The 21,215-nt window shown below is 66.8% G+C and carries 20 protein-coding genes; 10 read left to right on the forward strand and 10 right to left on the reverse strand.

What is annotated here, in order from left to right; translation table 11 throughout:
- Positions 1–5 precede the first annotated feature (5 nt).
- The 3 genes from nucS to EUC46_RS02105 all read left to right on the forward strand — a co-directional run bounded on the left by nucS (position 6) and on the right by EUC46_RS02105 (position 3,454).
- The gene (nucS, locus tag EUC46_RS02095; protein WP_128772547.1) at positions 6–701 is read left to right on the forward strand and encodes an endonuclease NucS; all 696 of its coding nucleotides are present in this window, start codon (positions 6–8) and stop codon (positions 699–701) included.
- A gap of 86 nt (positions 702–787) precedes the next feature.
- Positions 788–2,026, forward strand: coding sequence for a DNA glycosylase AlkZ-like family protein (locus EUC46_RS02100; RefSeq protein WP_128772548.1), 1,239 nt, complete (start codon positions 788–790; stop codon positions 2,024–2,026).
- 174 nt (positions 2,027–2,200) lie between these two features.
- Complete coding sequence (locus EUC46_RS02105; RefSeq protein WP_128772549.1) at positions 2,201–3,454, forward strand: N-acetylglucosamine-6-phosphate deacetylase; 1,254 nt, start codon at positions 2,201–2,203, stop codon at positions 3,452–3,454.
- Positions 3,455–3,571: 117 nt separating this feature from the next.
- Here the strand turns inward: EUC46_RS02105 and EUC46_RS02110 are convergent, their stop codons facing one another.
- The 6 genes from EUC46_RS02110 to rpmB form a co-directional block, all read right to left on the reverse strand.
- Positions 3,572–4,096: a mycothiol transferase gene (locus EUC46_RS02110; RefSeq protein WP_128772550.1), complete on the reverse strand. Its 525-nt coding sequence runs from the start codon at positions 4,094–4,096 to the stop codon at positions 3,572–3,574.
- Positions 4,097–4,192: 96 nt separating this feature from the next.
- A complete protein-coding gene (gene purU, locus EUC46_RS02115) occupies positions 4,193–5,047 on the reverse strand; it encodes a formyltetrahydrofolate deformylase (protein WP_128772551.1) in 855 nt (284 codons plus the stop codon).
- A 69-nt stretch (positions 5,048–5,116) separates the two neighbouring features.
- Positions 5,117–5,239: a type B 50S ribosomal protein L36 gene (gene ykgO / locus EUC46_RS02120; protein ID WP_128772552.1), complete on the reverse strand. Its 123-nt coding sequence runs from the start codon at positions 5,237–5,239 to the stop codon at positions 5,117–5,119.
- A gap of 66 nt (positions 5,240–5,305) precedes the next feature.
- Positions 5,306–5,611 (reverse strand): 30S ribosomal protein S14, encoded by a 306-nt coding sequence (gene rpsN, locus EUC46_RS02125; protein WP_128772553.1) that lies wholly within the window; start codon positions 5,609–5,611, stop codon positions 5,306–5,308.
- Positions 5,611–5,781: a 50S ribosomal protein L33 gene (rpmG, locus tag EUC46_RS02130; RefSeq protein ID WP_128772554.1), complete on the reverse strand. Its 171-nt coding sequence runs from the start codon at positions 5,779–5,781 to the stop codon at positions 5,611–5,613. The genes rpsN and rpmG overlap by 1 nt, the downstream gene beginning before the upstream one ends.
- A complete protein-coding gene (gene rpmB / locus EUC46_RS02135; RefSeq protein ID WP_128772555.1) occupies positions 5,778–6,017 on the reverse strand; it encodes a 50S ribosomal protein L28 in 240 nt (79 codons plus the stop codon). Before rpmB ends, rpmG begins: the two co-directional genes overlap by 4 nt.
- 48 nt (positions 6,018–6,065) lie before the next feature.
- Between rpmB and EUC46_RS02140 the strand changes: the two genes are divergently transcribed.
- The 5 genes from EUC46_RS02140 to EUC46_RS02160 all read left to right on the forward strand — a co-directional run bounded on the left by EUC46_RS02140 (position 6,066) and on the right by EUC46_RS02160 (position 15,176).
- A complete protein-coding gene (locus EUC46_RS02140; protein WP_128772556.1) occupies positions 6,066–7,217 on the forward strand; it encodes a CobW family GTP-binding protein in 1,152 nt (383 codons plus the stop codon).
- Positions 7,218–7,356: 139 nt separating this feature from the next.
- Positions 7,357–9,324, forward strand: coding sequence for a DUF5979 domain-containing protein (locus EUC46_RS02145; protein WP_164918725.1), 1,968 nt, complete (start codon positions 7,357–7,359; stop codon positions 9,322–9,324).
- A 490-nt stretch (positions 9,325–9,814) separates the two neighbouring features.
- Positions 9,815–11,125, forward strand: coding sequence for a serine hydroxymethyltransferase (gene glyA / locus EUC46_RS02150; RefSeq protein WP_128772558.1), 1,311 nt, complete (start codon positions 9,815–9,817; stop codon positions 11,123–11,125).
- Positions 11,122–12,042 carry a bifunctional methylenetetrahydrofolate dehydrogenase/methenyltetrahydrofolate cyclohydrolase gene (locus EUC46_RS02155; protein ID WP_128772559.1) on the forward strand — a complete coding sequence of 307 codons (921 nt, stop codon included), beginning with the start codon at positions 11,122–11,124 and terminating at the stop codon, positions 12,040–12,042. The genes glyA and EUC46_RS02155 overlap by 4 nt, the downstream gene beginning before the upstream one ends.
- 1,241 nt (positions 12,043–13,283) lie before the next feature.
- On the forward strand, positions 13,284–15,176 hold the full coding sequence (locus EUC46_RS02160) for a PQQ-binding-like beta-propeller repeat protein (RefSeq protein WP_128772560.1): 1,893 nt from the start codon (positions 13,284–13,286) through the stop codon (positions 15,174–15,176).
- A gap of 146 nt (positions 15,177–15,322) precedes the next feature.
- Here EUC46_RS02160 and EUC46_RS02165 read toward each other — a convergent pair whose 3' ends face one another.
- Positions 15,323–15,631, reverse strand: coding sequence for an acylphosphatase (locus EUC46_RS02165; RefSeq protein WP_128772561.1), 309 nt, complete (start codon positions 15,629–15,631; stop codon positions 15,323–15,325).
- A 45-nt stretch (positions 15,632–15,676) separates the two neighbouring features.
- Between EUC46_RS02165 and EUC46_RS02170 the strand changes: the two genes are divergently transcribed.
- Together EUC46_RS02170 and EUC46_RS02175 are read left to right on the forward strand one after the other, a co-directional pair.
- Positions 15,677–16,501 (forward strand): exodeoxyribonuclease III, encoded by an 825-nt coding sequence (locus tag EUC46_RS02170; protein WP_128772562.1) that lies wholly within the window; start codon positions 15,677–15,679, stop codon positions 16,499–16,501.
- A gap of 179 nt (positions 16,502–16,680) precedes the next feature.
- Positions 16,681–17,589 (forward strand): carbamate kinase, encoded by a 909-nt coding sequence (locus EUC46_RS02175; protein ID WP_128772563.1) that lies wholly within the window; start codon positions 16,681–16,683, stop codon positions 17,587–17,589.
- A 94-nt stretch (positions 17,590–17,683) separates the two neighbouring features.
- On the opposite strand, the gene EUC46_RS02180 is transcribed toward EUC46_RS02175, so the two are convergent.
- From EUC46_RS02180 to EUC46_RS02190, 3 genes are read right to left on the reverse strand one after another with little or no spacing between them, the layout of a single operon-like run.
- Positions 17,684–19,060, reverse strand: coding sequence for an ABC transporter permease (locus EUC46_RS02180; RefSeq protein WP_128772564.1), 1,377 nt, complete (start codon positions 19,058–19,060; stop codon positions 17,684–17,686).
- The gene (locus EUC46_RS02185) at positions 19,057–19,860 is read right to left on the reverse strand and encodes an ABC transporter ATP-binding protein (protein WP_206645859.1); all 804 of its coding nucleotides are present in this window, start codon (positions 19,858–19,860) and stop codon (positions 19,057–19,059) included. Before EUC46_RS02185 ends, EUC46_RS02180 begins: the two co-directional genes overlap by 4 nt.
- Positions 19,857–20,912 (reverse strand): permuted SH3 domain-containing protein, encoded by a 1,056-nt coding sequence (locus EUC46_RS02190; protein WP_128772565.1) that lies wholly within the window; start codon positions 20,910–20,912, stop codon positions 19,857–19,859. The genes EUC46_RS02185 and EUC46_RS02190 overlap by 4 nt, the downstream gene beginning before the upstream one ends.
- Between the last annotated feature and the right edge of the window lie 303 nt (positions 20,913–21,215).

Below are 21,215 nucleotides of genomic sequence, written 5' to 3' on the forward strand. Positions count from 1 at the left end.
GTCGGGTGCGCGTTGTCATTGCCTCTTGCTCCGTGGACTACTCCGGCCGCCTGGACGCCCACCTGCCTCGGGCCACCCGCCTCATTGTGGTCAAGGCGGACGGCTCGGTACTGGTCCACTCCGACGGCGGCTCGTACAAGCCTCTGAACTGGATGAGCCCGCCTGCCCGCCTCACTGAGGCGGCCCCCAGCGCGGAGGACCTGGAGACCGGCGTCAAGACCTGCTGGGAGGTCAGGGCCACCAAGACCGAAGACCGCCTGGTCATCCGCATCTACGAGGTCCTGGTGGACACCAGCGTGGATCTGGGTGTGGACCCGGGACTGACCAAGGACGGCGTCGAGGCCCACCTCCAGGAACTCCTGGCCGAGCAGATCGAGGTCCTGGGGCCCGGTTACCGGCTCGTGCGCCGCGAATACCCCACCGCCATCGGGCCGGTGGACCTTCTGGCCAAGGACCCCCACGGCGGTGCCGTAGCCGTTGAGGTCAAGCGCGTCGGCGGCATTGACGGCGTCGAGCAGCTCACCCGCTACCTTGAGCTGCTGGGCCGCGACCCAGTGCTGGCGCCCGTGCGCGGGGTCTTCGCCGCCCAATCCATTAAACCGCAGGCCCGGGTGCTGGCTGAGGACCGTGGCATCCGCTGTGTGGTGCTCGACTACGATGCCATGCGGGGCATGGACGATCCCGCCTCCCGTCTTTTCTGAGTCCGACGGCGGCACGCGGACCGGGCGGCCGTGGTGCGGATCGGCCCCACGCCGTCTTAAGCCCACGACCGCCCCCAGGAGCGCTCATGACCGCCAAGCCCGCCACTCCTGTCCTGCCGCGCGAGGTCTCACTGCTGCGGATTGTGGCCCAGGGATTGGTGGGGGCCACCGCCGCACCGTCCGCCGCTGAGGCCGTGCGCCGCCAGCTCGCCATTCAGGGCCAGCAGGTCTCCGCGGTGCCGCACGCCCTGGTTGTGCGCGTGGTCGGCGCCACCGGCAGCGACGTCGCCGCCGCCTTCGCCCGCGGTGACCTGGTGCGCTCCTGGCCCATGCGCGGTACTGTCCACATCACCACGGCGGCTGACCATCACTGGTTGCGTGTGGCTCTCATGCACCGCCTGGATGCGTGGGTGCGTCGCTCAGAGGCCGAGCTGGGAATAAGCCAGGCCCTGTGCGAGCACGCCGCCGAGATCGCCCTGGCCGCGATCAGGGAGCGCGGGCCACTGCCGCGCGCCGAGTTGCTGGACGCCTGGGCGCAGGCGGGTCTCATGGCGTTCGCCGCCGGCAAGGATGTTTCGGCCTACCGGCGCCGCCATCTCCTGGTGCGCCTCCAGCGCGAAGGGGTCCTGGTCCAGGGGCCGCGCCGCGGCAACGAGCACCTGGTGGTCGACGCCGCCCCCTTTCCCAGTGCCGACAGCGGGCCCGCCGGGGCCGGGGTGGCCAGAGGGCAGCCGGGGCACACCGCCGCCCTGGCCGAGATCGCCCGCCGCTATGCCACCAGCCACGGGCCCATTAGCGCCGGGGATCTGGCCCGCTGGACCACTCTGCCCAAGCGGGAGGCCGCCCGGGCATTGGAGAATGCGGTGGAGGAGACCACCGCCACCAGCTATAGGGCCGACACCGCCCGGGCCCGGGTGCCCCTGGTGCGCGCCCGGGCCGACGGCGGTGTGCGCGGCAGGCTGAGGATCCTGGGAGTGGGGGAGTCGGCGCCGCGCACGGGCCTGCTCTACCTGCGCGCCGACCTGCCCGAGCTGCTTGAAGCCGCCCGCAGACAGGCCCTGGCCGCACGCTTCCTGGCGTCCTTTGATGAGCTTCACGTGGGCTACAAGGATCGCAGCTGCCTGACCGGTGAGGCCGGAGAACGACTCATCTGCCCGGCGGCCAATGGAATGTTCCGTCCGCTCCTGGTGGATCGAGGCCGGTTGGTGGGTGTGCGCCCCGTAGGGGAGGGCGTGCTGTGGCTGGACGGGGCGGCCCCCTCGGCCCGGGTTGAACGCGACATAACCCGGGCGGTGGCCGCCGTCGAGAAGCGCCTGGCGCGTTAGGGCGGAGCCGGATAGTGCGTACTCCGGGCCAGGTCCGGACCAGGGGGCACGGCGAATGCGCCGTGACCCATCGCGACCCATCACGGCCGGGCCCAAGGGCGGGGTAATCGGGGGCGGGGGCGACAACACCCCGAGTGTCAGCAGACATCAGACATCTGGGGCTACACTCCGGCCATGAGCAGCGTTGCCACAGCCCTGCGCGGGCGAGTCGTCACCCCCTCCGCGATCATTGAAGACGGCCTAGTCGTTGTTGTCGATCGCCACATCGCCTGGGTCGGCCAGGCCCGCAGGGCCCCTGCCGCCGGCTACTCCGAGGCCCTTGCGGCCGCTGACAGCGCCCCCGAGAACGGTTACCTGCTCCCCGGGCTCGTGGACGTCCACTGCCACGGCGGGGGCGGGCAGTCCTTCCCCAACGCTGAGACCACGGAGCAGGCCATGGTCTCAGTCCTCGAGCATCGCCGTCACGGCACCACCAGCCTGGTGGCCTCCTGCGTCACCGCCGCCGCCGACGTCCTCAGGGAACGTACCCGGGTCCTGGCCGACCTGTGCGACGCCGGTGAGCTCGCCGGCATCCACTTCGAGGGGCCCTTCGTCTCGGTCGAGCGCTGCGGGGCCCAGGACCCCGCCTACATTATTGACCCCGACGCCGCCCTGACCGCCGAGCTCATCGGTCTGGGCCGCGGGCACGTGGTCACCATGACCATCGCCCCGGAGAAGCCGGGCGTCACCGGCGACGACGGCGTCAACGCCGCCCTCATCGAGGGCGGGGCCCTGCCGTCCTTCGGGCACACCGACTCCGAGGCCGCGCCCGTGCGCGAGGCGCTGGCCGACGCCGCCGCGAGGATCGCCGCACGGCGGGAGGCGGGTCTGCCGGTCCGCTCCGCCCGCCCCACGGCCACCCACCTGTTCAACGGTATGCGTCCCATGCACCACCGCAGGCCCGGCCCGGTGCCCGAGTTCCTGGCGGCGGCCCAGCGCGGGCAGTGCATCCTGGAGATGATTGGCGACGGCGTCCACCTCCACCCCGCCATGGTGCGGGACGTGTTCGAAACCCTCGGTCGTGACCGGGTGGTCCTCATTACCGACGCCATGGCCGCCGCGGGCATGCCCGACGGCGACTACGTGCTGGGGCCTGCCGCGGTGACGGTCGCCGACGGCGTGGCACGGTTGACCGGCAAGGACGCCATCGCCGGGGGCACCGCGCACCTGCTGGACGTGGTGCGCACCACCTGGAGGAATGGTGTGGACCTGGTCGACGCCGTCTACGCCGCCAGTGCCCAGGGAGCCCGGATCCTGGGCGACCCCAATATTGGGGCGCTTGAGCCCGGACTGTGGGGCGATGTTGTCGTGACCGACTCCGGGCTGCACCCTGTGCGGGTCGTGCGTCGTGGTGACGACGTGGACCTCACTGACCCGTGTACCGCCTGAGCCGGGGCGGCCAACCGCCCGGGAGGAGGGGCGATGGCACTGTGCCTGGTGCGGTCGGGGACGCGGCGGTCAGTCGCTGCCCGGAGGGCCAATAGGCAGCCAATGGGCTCCGCCCCTCTAACCCTCCAGCCCTAGCAGGCGGCGGGAGTACATGGCCTGGCCGGAGTGCTGGACGGCGTCGTCGACGATTGAGACCAAGCGAGTCCGCCGGGTGACCGGCGGATCCCAGGAGTGGTCAATGACCTCGTCCAACGTCGACTCGTCGAGACTGCCGAGGTAGTCCCGGGCCAGGGCACAGGCGGCATCAAGGTAGTCGGTCAGGAGTTCCAGGCTCGTGACGCGGACCTTGGCGGCCTGCTCGGGCGTGTGGCGCCAGTCCTCGGTGTCGTCGGGCAGGTCCAGGGCGAAGCGCTCTTTGAAACCGGCTGCGGTCCACACCATGGTGGTGCCGGCCAGCGCTGAGACCTGCATGTCGATCTCCCGGGCCGTATGCCACGCCAGCCAGGTCAGGGAGTCAATGCGCGGCGCCTGGACGGGGGCGGGCCGGGTGTTCACCTGCTTGAGTGTGACGCCCTCCAGGGCGCGGTCGAAGCGCTCGCGCGCACGGGATAAAAGGTCAATGAGGGCGCCTTGGAATGTCATGCCCCCACCGTAGGCCCTTGGAGGCCCGCCGTGGGATTGCACTGGGCGGTGGCCGCCGAGCCGTAAACCCGGAAACCGGTCTTCGCAGTGGGGCGGTCAGGCGAAGACCACGGTGCGGTGACCGTTGAGCAGCACCCGGTGCTCGGCGTGCCAGCGCACCGCCTGGGCGAGCACCCGCCGCTCGACGTCCTGGCCCTTGGCCTGGAGTACGGCGGCGGAGTCCTCGTGGCCGCAGCGGGTGACGTCCTGCTCAATGATCGGCCCCTCATCGAGGTCAGCAGTCACGTAGTGGGCGGTGGCGCCAATGAGCTTGACGCCACGGTCGTGCGCTTGGTGATAGGGCTTGGCGCCCTTGAAGCTGGGCAGGAAGGAGTGGTGGATATTAATGACCCCTCCGTGCAGGCGCTCGCACAGTTCAGCCGAGAGTATTTGCATATAGCGGGCCAACACCACCAACTCCACGTCCAGGGAGTCCACCAGGGTCATGAGTTCGGCCTCGGCGGCCTCCTTGGTGTCCTTGGTGACGGGGATGCAGTGGAAGGGCACCCCGTAGAACTCCGCCACCGGGCGCAGCGTCTCATGGTTGCCGACCACACCGACCACGTCTACCGGCAGGCCCTGACTGCGGGCGCGGAAGAGCAGATCAGTCAGGCAGTGGCCGTCCTTACTCACCATGATCAGAGTGCGCACGGGGCGCCCGACCTCGTCAAGGGACCAGTCCATGGAGTACTCCCGGGCCATCTCGGCCAGGTCCTTCTCCATTTCCTCGCGCGCCACTGTGGTGAGCACCTGCACGCGCATAAAGAACAAGCCGGTGGCGGCGTCCCCGAACTGCTTGGACTCGGTGATGTTTCCACCGCGACGGGCCAGGGCCCCGGAGACGGCGTGGACAATACCGGGCCGGTCCGGGCAGGACAGTGACAGGACGAGGTGGGAGGTGGGGTCAGGCATGACGTCAGCCTATCGGCTCTATGGGCTCGCCCTGTGCAGGCCGGGGCGTCGCTCAGCGCTGAGGCGGTCTCAGCCCTGGCGGGCTTTGAAACGAGGATTCTGCTTGTTAATGACGTAGGTGTGGCCACGTCGGCGCACCACTTTGCTCCCGGGCTGCCTGGCCAGGGAGCGGATTGAGGCTCGGACTTTCATGGGGTTCCTTTCTTGCGGCCGACGGCGCGGGGCGGCGCCTGGCGTGGTGGTTTCCGAGCGCGGCCCTTACCACGATGACTTGACGATCCCGGGAAGCTGCCCGCGCAGCGCCATTTCGCGAAAGCGCACGCGCGAGGTGCCGGCCTTGCGCAGGTAGCCGCGCGGGCGCCCGTCGACGACATCCCGGTTGCGCAGGCGAGTGGGGGAGGCGTCGCGGGGGAGGGCGTGGAGGGCGGCCATGGCGGCCTTGCGCTCCGTGGGCGGCAGCGCCGGGTTGACCGAGGCCTTTTTGAGTGCGGCTCGCTTGGCCGCGTAGCGGGTCACGACCGTGCGGCGGCGGGCGTCAGCGGCGATCTTGGAAGACTTGGCCATTAGCGGGACTCCTTGAACTCGACGTGTTGGCGTGCAATGGGGTCGAACTTGCGCAGCACCAGGCGGTCGGGGGTGTTGCGGCGGTTCTTGCGGGTGACGTAGGTGTAACCGGTGCCGGCGGTGGAGACCATAGTGATAATGGGGCGCTGGTCTTTGGCGGCTTTGCTCATCGCAGCTTCTCCCCTCGGGCCAGCATCTGGGCGACGACGACGTCAATGCCCTTCTTGTCAATGATGCGGATGCCCTTGGCGCTGACGGTGAGTCGGATGGCCCGGCCCAGTGAGGGCACCCAGTAGCGCTTGCGTTGAAGGTTGGGGTTCCAGCGGCGCGAGGTGCGCTTGTGAGAGTGGGAGACGGACTTGCCGAAGATCGGCCTGGCTCCCGTGACTTGGCAGTACGTGGTCATGGATGCAGTATTGGAACTGATTCTCACTATCGTCAAGTTGGAGGACTCATGCCAGCAGCGAGCCCGGACTCCTCGCACTGCCACCGCCTCGCCCTGGTCGGCGCCGTTGACCCTCTGCTCCTCGATCTTGTCGGGCTCTCGCTCCAGGGCGAGGATGCGCTCGTGATCGCCGCCCAGTTCCGGCCGGAGGAGGGCGGATACGGCGCCGTCCATCTCACCGCCGTGGACCCGGACGCCGGCCTGGGGTCCGGTGAACCCGTCGCCATTGACGTCCCCATGTCCTTCGCCTGTCAGACCTGCTCGCTGCGCGACGTCCTCCTCGCCGTGGCCGAGGATCGCGCCAACATGGAGCCAGTCGGTGCCACTGTGGTTCTCCTGCCGCCGGCCCTTGAGCTGGTCCACCTTGTGCCTCGGCTCGCCGCCGAGGTCGAAAGACTTGATGGCGTGCGGCTGGCCGGCGTCGCCCACGTCATCTCCACAGACACGGCAGTGGAGGACCTGCTGTTCCACCGCCCTCTGGCCGAGCGCGCGCTGGCCGCTCCGGGGGATGAGCGCTGCACCGGGGAGGTGCACATGGTGGGACTGGGGTACGCCGACCTGATCATTGCAATCGGCGCGCGCGGGCCGGGCGCCGATCTCATCGAGCACCTGCGCGCCGATAGCGCTCTTCTCATCTCGGGGCTGGATGCCCCGCTGCTGCCCGAACTGCTGGGGATCCGCCACGACGCCGCCGTGGCATGCGCCCGCGTCCACCCGGCGACTATGCGCGCCTGGGGCGGGCCGGTGTCGCATGGGGTGCGGACACTGGACCTGTTCTCCGAGCGGCCCTTCCATCCGGGTCGCCTGCGCTCCTTGGTGGCCGAGCTGGCCGGGGAAGGGATGTGCGCTCGCGGCTGTTTCTGGCTGCCCAGTCGCCCGGGGCGGGTCTGCGCCTGGGAAGTGGCAGGAGGGGCGATCAGTGTCGCAGACGCGGGGATGTGGGCGGAGGTGCCGGTGCTTGACGACGGGAACTGCCGGGGACCGGGTCTTATGGAGCCTCGCTGTCACCTCATAGTGACCGGGATCGCCGACGACGAGGTCTGTGAACGTACTCGCAGGGCCTTCTCCCAGGTGCTGCTGCGCGACGATGAGATGGCTGAGGCGCTGTCCTGGGCCGGGGTCGACGACGGCCTGAGTGATTGGTTCGGCGAATCCGCCTGATTGGCAGGTAAATCTCCTCCTTTCGTATGTGATCGGTCCGTCAAAGGTAGAAGTGGGCGTGTCGTAAGGCGGATACGCTACTGTTGTTCGGTAGACGTCTGACCTCTTTTCCGCGACTGAGGTCGGATACCCCCTTCCCATGTCTGGCCTCCTCTCCGCGGTCGAGGTCGGACGCTCCCCCCTTCCGCAGGAGGAATTCCGCATGCACGCACTACTGCGCCGTGCGCCGCGCTTGCTGTCCCCGGGCAAGCGGGCCAGAATGGTTTACCCCATCGTGACAATACTCGCCGTCGTCCTGGCGATAATCCTGGCGATAATGAGCTTGTCGTCTCTGGCGTGGGCCTCGACCAACGCCGGGGAGGGCACCTTCCAGGTCTCCAAGCAGACCGATGGCCTGCCCGCCGGCACCGGCGAGAGCACATCCTTCGACTTCGAGTGGACCTGTGGCCAGGGCGATGCCGCTGTGAGCGGTCAGCTGCAGGTCAAGGGCGATGGCGTCCCGGTGTCCCCGCAGAAGGCCGATGGCTCAGGCGTCAGAATGTTTCCCCTGGGCACGTCTTGCACCGTCACTGAGGTCGCGGGCACCGGTGCTGTCACCGACTACACACTGACGGCCCCTGAATCCCAGACGATGCAGATCACCAGTGACATTGAGCCGGCGGCGTTCTCCTTCACCAACACCTACAAGCCCGACACGGGCTCTTTCGAGATCTCTAAGGAGACCGTGGTCGAGGCCGGGGCCTCTTTCGCCGATGAGAGCTTCCCCATCGTCTACCAGTGCGGTTCGGCCGATCCGGTGACCGTGTCCCTGGCCAACGGCAAGAACACTGTGATCCAGGACGTGCCGGTGGGCACGACGTGCACCATCACCGAGGAGAAGGCCGACAAGACCGGGTACACCCACTCCATCTCCTACCAGGTCAATGACCAGCCGGGTAATACGGTTACCATCGTCAAGGACAAGGTCGCCCAAGTGAAGGTGACCAACACCTTCACCCCCAAGACCGGCAGCTTCTCGATCAGCAAGACTGTCACCGGGGACGCGGGCTTTCTGCTGGGCGGCAAGGACTACACCTTCGAGTACCAGTGCACGGACCTGAACGGCAATGTCGGTGAGAAGCAGACGGTGACGCTCAAAGCCGGTGAGGGGCACCCGGTATCGGTGAACAATGTGCGCGAAGGCGCCTGCACGATCACCGAGGTCGGTGCCGACGTGGACAATGCCGACCGCACGACAACCTTCACCGTTAAAGGTGCCGACTCGACGGAGCAGGCCACCCAGGCGGAGTCGGCCACCGTCACCATTAAGGAGGGCACCGCTCCTTCGGAGGTTGCGGTCACCAACGACTACACGGTGCACCGCGGTGATTTCGGCGTGGCCAAGAACGTCACCGCTGACACTGGCACGATCGCCCCTGACAAGCAGTTCTCCTTCGATTACATCTGCACCCAGCCCGATGGCATCGAGGTCGTGGGGACGGTCGGGGAGGTCACGGCCGGAGTGGTCAGGAACGCCGGCGTCAACTTGCCGGTGGGCACCTCCTGCACTGTGAGCGAAGTCGCCGGCAGCGCCGGAGTCGACCAGTACGACGTCGCCCTCTCCGCCCCGGTGGACGTCACCATTGGCAAGGACACTGTGGTGGAGGCAGCATTCACCAACACCTACACCCACCACACGGGCACGTTCGAGGTGACCAAGAAGGTTGAGGGCGCACAGGTTGGCGACCAGGAGTTCACCTTCTCCTACGCCTGCACCGACGGCACGGAGGGTTCCCTGAAGGTCAAGGCTGACGGCAATGCCGTGGCGGCGGGTGCGAGCCTGCCGACCGGAACCTCGTGCACCATCACCGAGGACGCCAAGACCGCTGAGGTCAACGGCTACACCCTGGCGGCCCCGGCGGCCCAAAGAATCACCATCAATGACAAGGATCAGGTGGTCATGGTGGAGGTCATTAACTCCTACACGCCAGTCGATCAGCCGGGCGCCTCATCCAAGCCGGATGGGACTCTGGCCCGTACGGGCATCTCCCCGCTGGTCCCCGGCACGGCGGCTGTGCTGGCCATGATCGTCGGCGGCCTCCTGGTTCGTCGCCGCACGAGTGAATAATGGCCTGGAGGTGGAGCCCAGGCCGTGAGCCCTAGAGTGCCCAAGCCCTAGTGCCCGCCCACTGGCCCACGTGGTGGCCGTGGTGGCCCGCGCCCTCAATTGGGGCGCGGGCCACCGTTGCGCCCGGGCAGAGGCGAGCATGAGCGGGCCCGCCGCCTTCAGTCGTCCGCCGTCGCGCCGGGCCGGTGGACGACTCCGCGCCAACCCCGCCGTCGGCCCTCCGCGTGCCGCTCGCCCCCGCCATATGGTGTTCCCGCCCACCGCATGGTGGATGAGGCGGCCGGTGGCCGCGAGACGGCGGTAGCATGGCGACGTCGTCGCAACTGGCGCAAAGGTGGCTACCACCGGGGAGCGACGGCCCGCCGCCCCGCTCCATGCAGGGCGCGCGGCTCGCAGGCAGTACCTGGTCGCCCGCCTGGGCCGAGGTCGAGGCATGAGCCGCCGCGCGGCTCCTGACATCTCGAGAGATCGAGTGACACCGAGGAGAACCATGACCGTTCCCGTCAATCCGACCGCCAACGACCTCACTTTGGCGGAGGTGGACCCAGAGATCGCCGCCGTCCTGGATGGTGAACTCACCCGCCAGCGCGACACCCTGGAGATGATCGCTTCGGAGAACTTCGTTCCTCGTGCCATTCTTCAGGCCCAGGGCTCAGTCCTGACCAACAAGTACGCCGAGGGCTACCCCGGACGTCGCTATTACGGGGGCTGCGAGGTCGTCGACGTCGCCGAGTCCCTGGCCATTGAGCGCGCCAAGGCGGTTTTTGGTGCCGACTGGGCCAATGTGCAGCCGCACTCCGGGGCTCAGGCCAATGCCGCCGTTCTCCACGCCCTGGCCAATGTGGGTGACACCCTCCTGGGCCTGTCCCTGGCCCACGGCGGCCACCTCACCCACGGCATGCGGATCAATTTTTCCGGCAAGAACTACCACGCCACCGCCTACAGTGTGGACGAGACCACCATGCGCATCGAGATGGACCAGGTGCGCCAGGCGGCCCTGCGCGAGCGCCCCACGGTCATTATCGCCGGCTGGTCCGCCTACCCCCGCCACCTTGATTTTGAGGCCTTCCGTTCTATCGCCGACGAGGTCGGCGCCGCTCTGTGGACCGATATGGCCCACTTCGCTGGGCTCGTCGCCGCCGGCCTGCACCCCAACCCCGTGCCGCACTCCGACGTTGTGTCCACCACGGTGCATAAGACCCTGGGCGGGCCCCGAAGCGGCATGCTCCTGTCCAATCGCGCCGAGCAATGGGGCAAGAAGCTCAACTCCGCCGTTTTCCCCGGACAACAAGGCGGCCCGCTCATGCATGTGATAGCCGCCAAGGCAGTGGCCATGAAGATTGCCGGGACCCCGGAGTTCAGGGACCGTCAGGCGCGCACCGTTGAGGGCGCCGCCATCCTGGCCGACCGGCTCCTGGCCGACGACGTGCGCAAAGCCGGTATCACCCTGGTCACCGGCGGCACGGACGTCCATTTGGTGCTCGTCGATCTGCGCGAGGCGGACCTGGATGGTCAGCAGGCCGAAGACCTCCTCCATGACGCCGGCATCACCGTCAACCGCAATGCCGTGCCCTTCGACCCCCGGCCCCCGCGGGTCACCTCCGGCCTGCGTATTGGTACCCCGGCCCTGGCCACCCGTGGTTTTGGCGCCGCCGAGTTCACCGAGGTCGCCGACATTATTGCGACCGCCCTGGTGGCCGGTGCCGCCGGCAACGCCGACGACGAGCTCCTGGCCTCCCTGCGGGGGCGCGTGAAGACCCTGACCGACGCTTTCCCGCTCTACCCGGGGCTGATCCAGTGAGGGCCCCCTGGGCTGGGAGCGCCCGGGTCCTTGACGGCACGGCCACGGCCGCCACCATGAAGGCCGAGCTTTCCGGGCGCGTGGCCGCCCTGCGTGAGCGCGGTGTTACCCCCGGGCTGGGCACGATCCTGGTGGGCCAGGATCCCGGATCGGTGAGGTATGTGGCCGGCAAGCACTCCGACTGCGCCCAGGTGGGGATCACCTCCATCCGTGTCGAGCTGCCACAGACCGCCACCCAGGCCGAGGTTGAAAAGGCGGTAGACCGCCTCAACGCTGACCCGGCCTGCACCGGCTACATTGTCCAACTGCCGCTGCCCAAGAGCATTGACGCCAATGCCGTCTTGGAACGAGTCGACCCCGCCAAGGACGCCGACGGCCTGCACCCCACCAACCTGGGGCGCCTCGTGCTGCGCTCCAGTGAGCCAATCACCTCCCCGCTGCCCTGTACCCCGCGCGGCTGCATTGAGCTCATGGAGCGTCACGGCATTGATCTGGCCGGCAAGGACGTGTGCGTCATTGGCCGTGGTGTCACCGTAGGCCGCTCCATTGGCTTGCTGCTCATGCGCAAGGACGTCAACGCCTCGGTGGACGTGTGCCACACCGGTACCCGCGACCTGGCCGAGCACGTGCGCCGAGCCGACGTTGTCATTTCGGCGGCCGGCAGTGCCGGCATTGTGACTGCACAGATGGTCAAGCCCGGCGCCGTCGTCTTGGACGTGGGCGTGAGCCGGGTGGTGGACCCGCTGACCGGCAAGGGGCGCATTATGGGGGATGTCGCCGACGGCGTTGACGAGGTCGCTTCTTGGCTCTCGCCCAACCCCGGAGGCGTCGGCCCCATGACCCGCGCCCTACTGCTGACCAATGTGGTCGAGACCGCTGAGCGTCAGATCAGTGAGCGCCCGGCTCAGCCCTGTTGAGGATCCGCCTCTGTCAGGGGCATTGGCCCTGACAGAGGCGGGCCGCATGCCGGCAGGGGCTCAAGGGGAGAAGGACAGGAAGTAACCCTTGTGTAAGGTCGATTCGCATCTGACTGAAATGCTTGGATGGGCTCGTGAGCCACAGCCCCGCCGAGAGTGCCCCTGAACCGTCTGCCGAGTCGCCCAATAGTCCGTCGTCTGCCGCGCCGGACAGCGGTGATGCTTCTGACTCAGAGGTGTCGTCATCAAATCGTCCGGTATTGACGGCGGACCAGGTGCCGTTACCGTCCACCTCGGACACTGCCGCGAACACCACTGCGGCCAGTCCGGAACCATCTGCCGGCAGTCCTGATGATGGTCTCGGGCCGGCTGCGGCCAGTGGCGATGAAGATGAAGGTGATGCCGGGGATGCCACAGTGGCGAGTGGCGATGAAGATGAAGGTGACATTGAAGACGCCACTGTGGTTGATCCTCTACGCGCCACCGCGGGAGGCAGTGTTGCCGATGAGGCGGCGCAGGTTCCTGCTGACGGGGTAGCAACACCGGCCTCCAGCAGCCCCGTACTGGCGGCCGACCAGGTACCACTGCCCTCCACCCCAGAGACAGCTGTGGCCGTTCCCGAGCCGGTCGTTGGGCCTTCCGGTAGTTCGGGGTCTGTCGTGTCGGGCGATGACGGGTCTGGGCCCGAGGCGCCGTCAGCTGGCAGTTCTGCACCGGCTGCTGACGGCTCTGAGCCGGCTGCGGCTAGTCCGGAAGCGTCTGCTGGCAGTCCAGGTGATGGCCCCGAGCCGGCTGTGGCTAGTCCGGAAGCGTCTGCTGGCAGTCCAGGTGATGGCCCCGAGCCGGCTGTGGCTAGTCCGGAAGCGTCTGCTGGCAGTCCAGGTGATGGCCCCGAGCCGGCTGCGGCCAGTGGCGATGAAGATGGGGGCGACATTGAAGATGCCACTGTGGTTGATCCTCTGCGCGCCACGGCGAGCGGCAGTGTTGCTGATGAGGCGGCGCAGGTTCCTGCTGACGGGGTAGTGGCGCCGGCTCCTCCTGGTTCGGTGCTGGCGGCTGATCAGGTGCCGGTGTCTCCCGGGTCGGGTGCTGTGCCGGCCGGCTCGGTGACCGGTTCTCCCTATGTCGCGGTGTCTGCTTCTTCTGGGTTCGTGCCCGTGTCTCCGGCGTCGTCGCCGTCCGCTGGTGCGGCTTCTGGGGGTGTGCCGCGTCGTCGGCGCCCCAGGGTGCTGGCTGTTGTGATGACTTTTGTGCTTGTTGCTGCTGTTGGTATGGGTGTTGGTTGGTTGGTGGCCGATCGTGGTGGTCTGCATGATTTCCGGCGGCCGCCGACCGTGGTTTCTATTGTCGACTTTTCCATGGTGGCGGGCGTTGAGCAGGTTCAGGCTACTAGTGCTCCGGTGCTGCGTTCGGGTGATACCTCGATTATGCGTATGCGCGCCGGCGACCAGGAGTTGCTCAGCGCGGTTGATGTAGCGGGTTCGAGTAGTTATCCTTTATGGACGATTCCTTTGCCGTCGGGCACTGATCCTTGCTGGGTGGATAGTGACATTGTGCACTGCGGTGACGGTGTTGCTGTTGATGCCGGTAGTGGTCATCCGCGAGGGGATGCGGCTTCGGCGGGGGCGGGCGCCGCTCCCGAGCCGGGTTTTACGAGTGCGCTGTTGACGGAAACTGCTAGCGCGCAGGTTCCTTATGCTCTTAGCGGCAGTGGTTCGGTGGTGGATGCGGCCGGTAATGCGGTGGCGGGCCTGACGCTGGGGTCTTCGGTGTGGGGCGTTCCGGCTCAGGTCTCGCGGAGCGTGGCGGGGATTGAGGTGCCTGGGAAGCGCGACATTTGGGTCCTGTGCGATGGGGCTGTGGTGGCTGCCGTTGAGGGTACCGGGGTCCTGTGGTCGGTTGATTTGGCTGAGGGCAGTGCGGAGATTAATGGGTTTGTTGATGGGGGCAGTCCGCGTTGGCTGGTGGGTGATGCCCTGGTCATGGGGACTCCTTCTGGTGTGGTGGCCTGGGATCTTGGTGATGGCCGGGAGTCGTGGCGGATTGATGTTCCTTTGAATTCGTGGACCTCTGATGATCAGTATCTTTATTTGTGGTCGAATGATTCGTTGAGTGTGGCTGATCTTGCTCAACCGGTGGATGATTCGGTTACTGAGGTCACTGCTGTTGCTCAGCATCAGGAGGTGGCCCCGGGCGAGGACGAGCTCATGAACGCCACTTTGGAGGTCCCCGAGCGCTGCGGCCTGGCAGTACCGCCCAGCGAGTTCTCCGAGCAGGGGCGGGCGACAATCACCTTTGTAGACGGGACGGCCTCCGGCGGCCTCCAATCCAATGCGACGACGCGCATTGAGGACGTCAGCTCCACGGTCTTTAACGGCCGACCCGCGGCCGTGGTTACTGCTCTTTGCGACTACGGAGGCGCTTACGGCGACGATGTGGTGATGGTTTATAATCCTGATCTGGAGCTTGTCGCCGTTCTCGACCCGGGCTGGCGCAAGGATTCGCTTGGCGGGCGGATCGATGATTTTAATATCACTTCTTTGACTGCTTTCGGGGAGTCCTTCCACCTGACCTGGGATACTATTGGCCTGTACGGGGATGCGACCACCCATGCCGGTTACAAGTCCGGTAGTGCGGATGGGGATTTCGTCTGGGATGGCCAGGACTTCGTGGTCACTGATATCTTGTTCCACACCCCTCAGGGGGATGTGCGCATGCCGGAGGTCTCCGCCGTGCAGGACTTCGCCACGGCGATCAGTATTGGGGATGACGCGACTGCCTCACAGAGCGCCACACCGGAGGCCATGGCCTCACTGTCCGATAGGATGCGTACAGCGGCGGCTACTCCGGAGACGGTGCGCGAGTTCGTGTTCGCCCCGGGCGTGACTGTTGAGGAATGCGTGTTCGTGCCGCCCATCTGGTCAGATTCAGGTACGGTCTACTTCCCCTCGGGAAAGAAAATCGAGTTCACCCCTCCCTCCGAGACGCGGGGCGGTGATGTCATTTGCGCCACCACCGGCAGCCTCTACGACACTCCCAGATCAGACAGATACCAGACGTGGATCCTCTTGCGCCCCCACGAGGACGGCACCTTTGAGGCTTATAAGTTCAGTACGAGCAGCTTCACCTGTTGAGGGCCATCGGGCCCGGTGCCTCGTCTACAACCGGCCCTGACCGATCTCCAGCCAACTGGGGTCCGGGCCAATGGCCAATCAGAACCCGGCTTCGGCCGGTCAGAGCACGGCTCGACTCGGGCGCGGTCACCCCAGGGTCATATCGTTTAGCCGGTAATAGTGAAGGAGCGTCCTTTAAGGCTGCCCGAGCGCATCTCGGTGACCCGCACGGTGTCCACCTGCGCCCACCGCGGGCCACGGTAGAGCCACGCAATGAACTGGGCGACAGCATCAGCCCGGCCCTGTGCCATCACCTCCACATCCCCGTTGTAGAGGTTGCGCACCTCACCGATCAACCCCAGGGTCTGCGCCTGGGTGGTGCAGTGGTAGCGGAAGCCCACGCCCTGCACCATGCCGGAGACGACTGCGTGGATAGTGCGGATGCGGGGGGCCCGGACGTCCTTGTGAGAGCTCATACACCCATGGTGGCAGGTTGGTCGCCACCACGTACGCTGTCCCCTATGCGTATCGCCACCATTAACGTCAACGGCATCCGTGCCGCTGCGCGCAAGGGCATGGGCCACTGGCTTACCGCCTGCGCCCCGGACGTCCTCCTCCTTCAGGAGGTTCGCGCCGATGAGGTCACAGCCGCCTCCCTCCTGCCCGGATACACCGCCGTCACCTGGCCTTGCCGTGTCAAGGGCCGGGCGGGCGTGAGCGTCGCCGTGCACGAGAACAGTGCGGTGGGCATGGGTGAGCTCCGTCGCGGCGTCTCTCCGGCGGGCGCCACGGAGCCCGACGTCGACTCCGGGCGCTGGCTGGAGGCCGACCTCGAGTTGCCCTCAGGGCAGATGATCACGGTTGTCTCCGCCTACCTGCACTCCGGGCAGGTAGGCACCGAAAAGATGGACCAGAAGTACGCTCACCTGGCCCTGGTCGGGAACCGTCTAACAGAGCTCCTTGATTCCGCCGCACAAGGCGGCCCCCAGGTTCTCATGGCCGGCGACTTCAACATTGTGCGCAGCCCCCAGGACATTACCAACTGGAAACCCAACCACAATAAGCACGCCGGCGTCCTGGATGAGGAGATCGCCCACCTGGAGAGCTGGTTCACCGCCGGCTGGACCGATATCGTCCGCCATCTAGCCCCTCAGGAGCAGGGGCCCTACACCTGGTGGTCACAGCGCGGGCGGGCTTTTGAGAACAACACCGGCTGGCGCATCGACTACCAGATGACCACCCCTGAACTCGCCGCCCGCGCCATCTCCTTCAAAGTAGACCGTGCCGCCAGCCGCGAGACCCGCTTCTCCGACCACGCCCCCCTGGTCGTCGACTACGACGACTAAGACCCGGCACGGCCGTCCCGCGCAGGTCGGCGATACCCCGCGGGCCGGCGATCCGGCGCAACCCGGCCGAAACGAGGGCCGCGGCGCTTGACCGCACGAAAGCGACGGCCCGCACTCCTTTATTTGTTACTTATTTGTTACATTGTCACCTCATTTACCACAGAGAGCGATTCACACCCGTGCGCATCGTCCTTGCCCTGGGAGGCAATGCCCTCCTACCACGCGGCGCCACCCCCGACACCGCGATTCAAGTCGCCAAAGTGCGTCTGGCCGTCGCCTCGCTACAGGCCCTGGCCGCCGACCACGAGCTGGTCATTACCCACGGCAATGGCCCCCAGGTCGGACTTCTGGCAGCCGCCACCGCCAGCTCGGCGGCACCCGCCAACGTCTACCCTCTGGACACCCTGGTTGCCCAAACTCAGGGAATGATCGGCTTCTGGATCACCCAGGCGCTTACCGACGCCCTGCCCGGCAGAAGAGTCGCCGGACTGCTGACACGCACCCTAGTCGACCCCGCCGACCCGGCCATGTCCCGGCCCACCAAGTTCGTCGGCGCCGTTTTAGGACAGGAGGAGGCCCGGGCCTTGTCCTCTGAGCGCGCCTGGACCATGGCGCGCGATGGTGAGCACTGGCGCAGGGTCGTACCCTCGCCCCGCCCAGTGAGGGTCCTGGAGGCCGACGTCGTCGACCTACTCCTGGAACAGGGCGCTGTGGTCGTGTGCACCGGAGGCGGAGGCGTGGCCGTGCGCACCTGGGACGACGGCACCCACGAGGGAGTTGAGGCGGTGGTGGACAAGGACCTGGCCTCCGCGGTTCTGGCCGAGCAGATTAGGGCCGATCTTCTGGTCATCCTCACTGACGTGGCCGGGGTTGTCGCCGGATACGGCACTCCTGAGGCGCGGCTGCTAGATGCGGCCACCCCGGCCGAACTGCGGGCCCTGGGCCTGCCCGAAGGCTCTATGGGCCCCAAGGCTGAGGCCTGTGCCAGTTTCGTGGAGCGAACCGGGGCTCGCGCCGTCATTGGCACCCTGGGCCAGGCCGCTGAGCTCGTCGCCGGCAGGGCCGGTACCCAGGTCTACTCCGCCTGACCCCGGCCCTCTCCGACGCCTTTGTGGTGTTGACCCACCGTTTCGGGCGGGTCAACACCACAAAAGCGTGTAGAGACGAGGGGTGGCGGGCGGCTCAGTAGCGGATGGCGTCAATGGGGCGGATGCGCACCGCCACCAGGGCCGGAACAATCCCGGCCAGCGCTCCCACTCCGGCCGCCGCCACCAGACCAATAATGGCGGCCGTCATGGGGAAGGGCGGGCGAGTCAGCACTCGGAAGCCGAGGAAGGCCTCCAAAGGCATGATCCGCATTCCCACGATCGCAATACCGATACCCACTACTCCGGCCACCACGGTGGCCACCACGGACTCCAACATAATGGAGAAGAAGATCCTCCTGCTCGTCGCCCCGAAGGATCGGCGCACCCCGATCTCATGGATGCGTTGGCGTACCGTGACCAAGGAGATATTCACCAGGCTCAGGGCGCCCAGGATCATGACGAACACGCCTGCGGCCGTGACCACCGACACGAAGCTGGACGACAGGATCTGCTGGTTGGCGCCCGAATTCGAAGTCGTCTGCGTCGATCCCGCGCCAAAAGCCGCATCGAAGTCAGTGCGGGCCAACTGGATCATCTCCTGAGCCGACCCCTGGTCGCCGGCCCAGATCTCCAGGGTGGGGATGGGGCGGTCGGCCTGAGCGGGAAGCCACCTCTCATAAGACTCGCTCAGGACCATAGCGGTCACCGGCTGCGTGCAGCTCTGATCGCCGAGCTGCTCCGCGGTCGCGTTCTGGCACCAGGACAGGTCCTCAGGCTCAAGGACGCCGACAATCGTGTAGGTCGCGGGCGTGGGGGAATAGGCCGTAATGGTTAGTGGCTCGGTCAGCGTGCTCACGCCCATCTGATCCAGGAAACCCTGAGAGACAATGAGGCTGGGAGACATGTCATCGGCGTCGTCGGCCGTAAACCACCGGCCCTGCGCCACCCTCGTGCGATGGAGCATTCCGTACTTCAAGGTCGTCACCGTGGTCGCCACATTCCGCCCGCCGTCAGGGAAGGCGAAGCGGACCTGACTGGTGTAGGAGGTTGCCCAGGAGCTCACCTGGTAGCGGTCCACGAAGTCAGTTTGGGCGGCGGCGACTTTTGTCGCCGTTGTCACCGATGACGCCGAGGAGGAGGTTGAGCCCGGCGCCGCCGCAGCAGCACCGGGGGTTTCCGCGTCGCTGGCAGCGCCGGAGGGGGACAGCCCAGAGCTGGCAGCCTGCTCGGCACTCAAACCCCGCCCGGTGGGGGAGATGGTGACCGTGACCGTGCCCGGCCGCCCCGAGTACACCTCCATTTCAGCCTGCACGGCAGCTTCGGTGACCTGCCCCAGGGCGATAACGAAGGTCATGGCGGCCACTGCGGCGGCTACGCCCACCAGCGAGAGCAGGACCCGCAGGCGACCAATGCGCAACTGAGCCCAGGCCTCCGTGACCGCTCCGACGAATCCGGTCAGGATACCGGTCATGCTGCTCCTCCTCGGCTCAGTAGCTGTCCACCCGGGTCGGTGTGAGCCCGCGCGCTGTCGTCGGGCAACACCGTCTCCCCGAACTCGTCAAGGCTGCCGACCCGGTCATGTGTGACGCGAATACGGGTCAGGACGCCGTGGTCAAGGCGGTACTGGGTGTGGGCCCTGGCGGCCACCGCCAGGTCGTGGGTGATAATGATTAAGGCGGCGCCGGTTTCGTGGCACTGGCGCTCCAGGAGCTCCATGACCACGGTGCCCGTGTCCACGTCCAGTGCGCCGGTCGGCTCGTCGGCGAGAATCACCCGGGGCTGGCGGGCCAGGGCGCGGGCGATCGCCACCCGCTGCTGCTCGCCGCCAGAGAGCTTCTCAATGGAGGAGTCGGTCTTATCCCCCAGGCCGACGGCGTCGAGCAACTCGTTGGCGTGCTTAGTGCGCCGCCAAAAGGCCGTCCCATGGTCGTAGAGCAGGGGTGCAGCGACATTCTCGGTGGTGGACAATCCCGAGATGAGGTTGAAGGACTGGAAGACAAAACCGAAGGTTCTCCCCCGCAGGTGGGCGCGACGCCTTTCCCCTAAAGAGGCGGCCTCCACGTCATCGAGCCGATACATCCCTGAAGTGGGAAGATCAATGAGACCCAGGATATTAAGCAATGTCGACTTGCCGGTGCCCGAGCGGCCAACGATCGCCACATGTTCACCTGGCTCAACATTGAGATCGACGCCGGTAAGGATTCTCAGGGCAGGGGCGTCGGGCATTGTGAAGGTGCGAGTGATCTCCCGGAGCTCCAGCAGCGAGGTCACAAGATCTCCTGACCATTCTCGTCGTAGCACGCCGAGCCGTCGGGTTCGCAGGTGTTGGGCTCACCGGTGCGCAGGGTGTCCTTACCGGGGACGAACAGGAGGATTTCCTCCCCCTCGCTCAGGCCCTCAGTGATCTGGACGTTCGTGCCATCGGTCAGACCCAGGGTGACTGTCCGCTTTTCGGCGGCCTCCGGCTTAGCGGGATCGGTGACAACCCAGACGCTGCCCGTGCCCACAGTCCCCTCGACGGCGGTGATTGGTACTAGCGGGACGCCGGTGGCGCTGCCGGCGTCAATGCCAATGGTCGCGGGCAGTCCGGCGAAGACCTGCTGGTCGGAGGGGATCGAGCAGCGCACCTGGACGCTGGTGCCATCCCCCGTGGTGGTGGTTGTGGTGCCGTCGTTGGAGGTCGTGGTCGAAGTGTTCGCCTTTGTACCGATCTTCAGGTTCGTGCACTCAAAGGGTGAGGGGCCGCCCTCGACCGTGACCAGAGCAGAACTGGGCGCGTCAGTGAGACGGTACTGCTGGGAGGCGGTAATGGTACCGGTGGCGGAGTAGGTGCCCGGCGCGATCGTGGCCACCGTCATGCCCACGCTCGTGTCCTGGGCGCGAATGACCTTGAAGGTCACAGTTCCGGACACTGGCGCGTAGATGGTGGACCAGGTGACCTTGTCCGGGACCTTGGTGCTGGTGGTGTTGCCCTCGGCGTCGGTGGAGGTGATTGGCTCCTGGGGCTCGGAGTGCTTGAGGTAAAGCAGCTCGCTGCCCGCCTCCACCCAGGTGTCCTTGTCAACCGCGAAGGAGTCAACGACGCCGGCCAGGTCCGCGGGAATCTCCACCACTGCGTCCTCCACCACCTGGCCCTTAATGTCGATGGTGTTCGAGATGTCCCCAACACTCACTGTTGTGGTTTGGGTGGCCACTTTGTAGCCGGGGGTGATGTCGGCGCTTGCGGCTCGGTCCTGCGAGGGGAAGAAGGCGATCTTCGTCAGGGTCACAGCGACGACGAGTGCGATGAGCACCTTGATGGTCGGCAGGGCATAGCGCTTCACGGGAGCCTCCGCGGTAGGCCGGGATGTGTGGGCACGTACGGGGGCCAGCCGTTCGAGCCCAACGGGAACATGGGCAGGGTATGGGGCGGGATGCGGCGCTCGGCTCCTCCTGGGGGATGAGTTCTTAAGTCCTCAGAAGGGATGAGCCTCAAGGATTCTCACAGTGTGTTCCCATGGCCTTCTCAAAGGTTTTTCGAGGTATAGACGGCCGCGGGGGCCGGGCGGGGGGGGGGGGGGGGGGGGGGGGGGGGGGCTGGGGGGGGGGGGGGGGGGGGGGGGGGTGTGGGGAGGGGGCGCTGGGCG

Source organism: Actinomyces oricola, assembly GCF_004104015.1.
Classification (GTDB): Bacteria; Actinomycetota; Actinomycetes; order Actinomycetales; family Actinomycetaceae; genus Actinomyces; species Actinomyces oricola.

Excerpts from the sequence above, each read along its gene's own strand:
- EUC46_RS02165 (WP_128772561.1), bottom strand. The coding sequence starts at position 15,631 with ATGAGCTCTCACAAGGACGTCCGGGCCCCCCGCATCCGCACTATCCAC.
- EUC46_RS02100 (WP_128772548.1), top strand. The coding sequence starts at position 788 with ATGACCGCCAAGCCCGCCACTCCTGTCCTGCCGCGCGAGGTCTCACTG.
- purU (WP_128772551.1), bottom strand. The coding sequence starts at position 5,047 with ATGCCTGACCCCACCTCCCACCTCGTCCTGTCACTGTCCTGCCCGGAC.
- glyA (WP_128772558.1), top strand. The coding sequence starts at position 9,815 with ATGACCGTTCCCGTCAATCCGACCGCCAACGACCTCACTTTGGCGGAG.
- ykgO (WP_128772552.1), bottom strand. The coding sequence starts at position 5,239 with ATGAAAGTCCGAGCCTCAATCCGCTCCCTGGCCAGGCAGCCCGGGAGC.
- rpsN (WP_128772553.1), bottom strand. The coding sequence starts at position 5,611 with ATGGCCAAGTCTTCCAAGATCGCCGCTGACGCCCGCCGCCGCACGGTC.
- EUC46_RS02160 (WP_128772560.1), top strand. The coding sequence starts at position 13,284 with ATGACTTTTGTGCTTGTTGCTGCTGTTGGTATGGGTGTTGGTTGGTTG.
- EUC46_RS02170 (WP_128772562.1), top strand. The coding sequence starts at position 15,677 with ATGCGTATCGCCACCATTAACGTCAACGGCATCCGTGCCGCTGCGCGC.
- EUC46_RS02105 (WP_128772549.1), top strand. The coding sequence starts at position 2,201 with ATGAGCAGCGTTGCCACAGCCCTGCGCGGGCGAGTCGTCACCCCCTCC.
- EUC46_RS02145 (WP_164918725.1), top strand. The coding sequence starts at position 7,357 with ATGTCTGGCCTCCTCTCCGCGGTCGAGGTCGGACGCTCCCCCCTTCCG.
- rpmB (WP_128772555.1), bottom strand. The coding sequence starts at position 6,017 with ATGACCACGTACTGCCAAGTCACGGGAGCCAGGCCGATCTTCGGCAAG.
- EUC46_RS02140 (WP_128772556.1), top strand. The coding sequence starts at position 6,066 with ATGCCAGCAGCGAGCCCGGACTCCTCGCACTGCCACCGCCTCGCCCTG.
- EUC46_RS02110 (WP_128772550.1), bottom strand. The coding sequence starts at position 4,096 with ATGACATTCCAAGGCGCCCTCATTGACCTTTTATCCCGTGCGCGCGAG.
- rpmG (WP_128772554.1), bottom strand. The coding sequence starts at position 5,781 with ATGAGCAAAGCCGCCAAAGACCAGCGCCCCATTATCACTATGGTCTCC.
- EUC46_RS02180 (WP_128772564.1), bottom strand. The coding sequence starts at position 19,060 with ATGACCGGTATCCTGACCGGATTCGTCGGAGCGGTCACGGAGGCCTGG.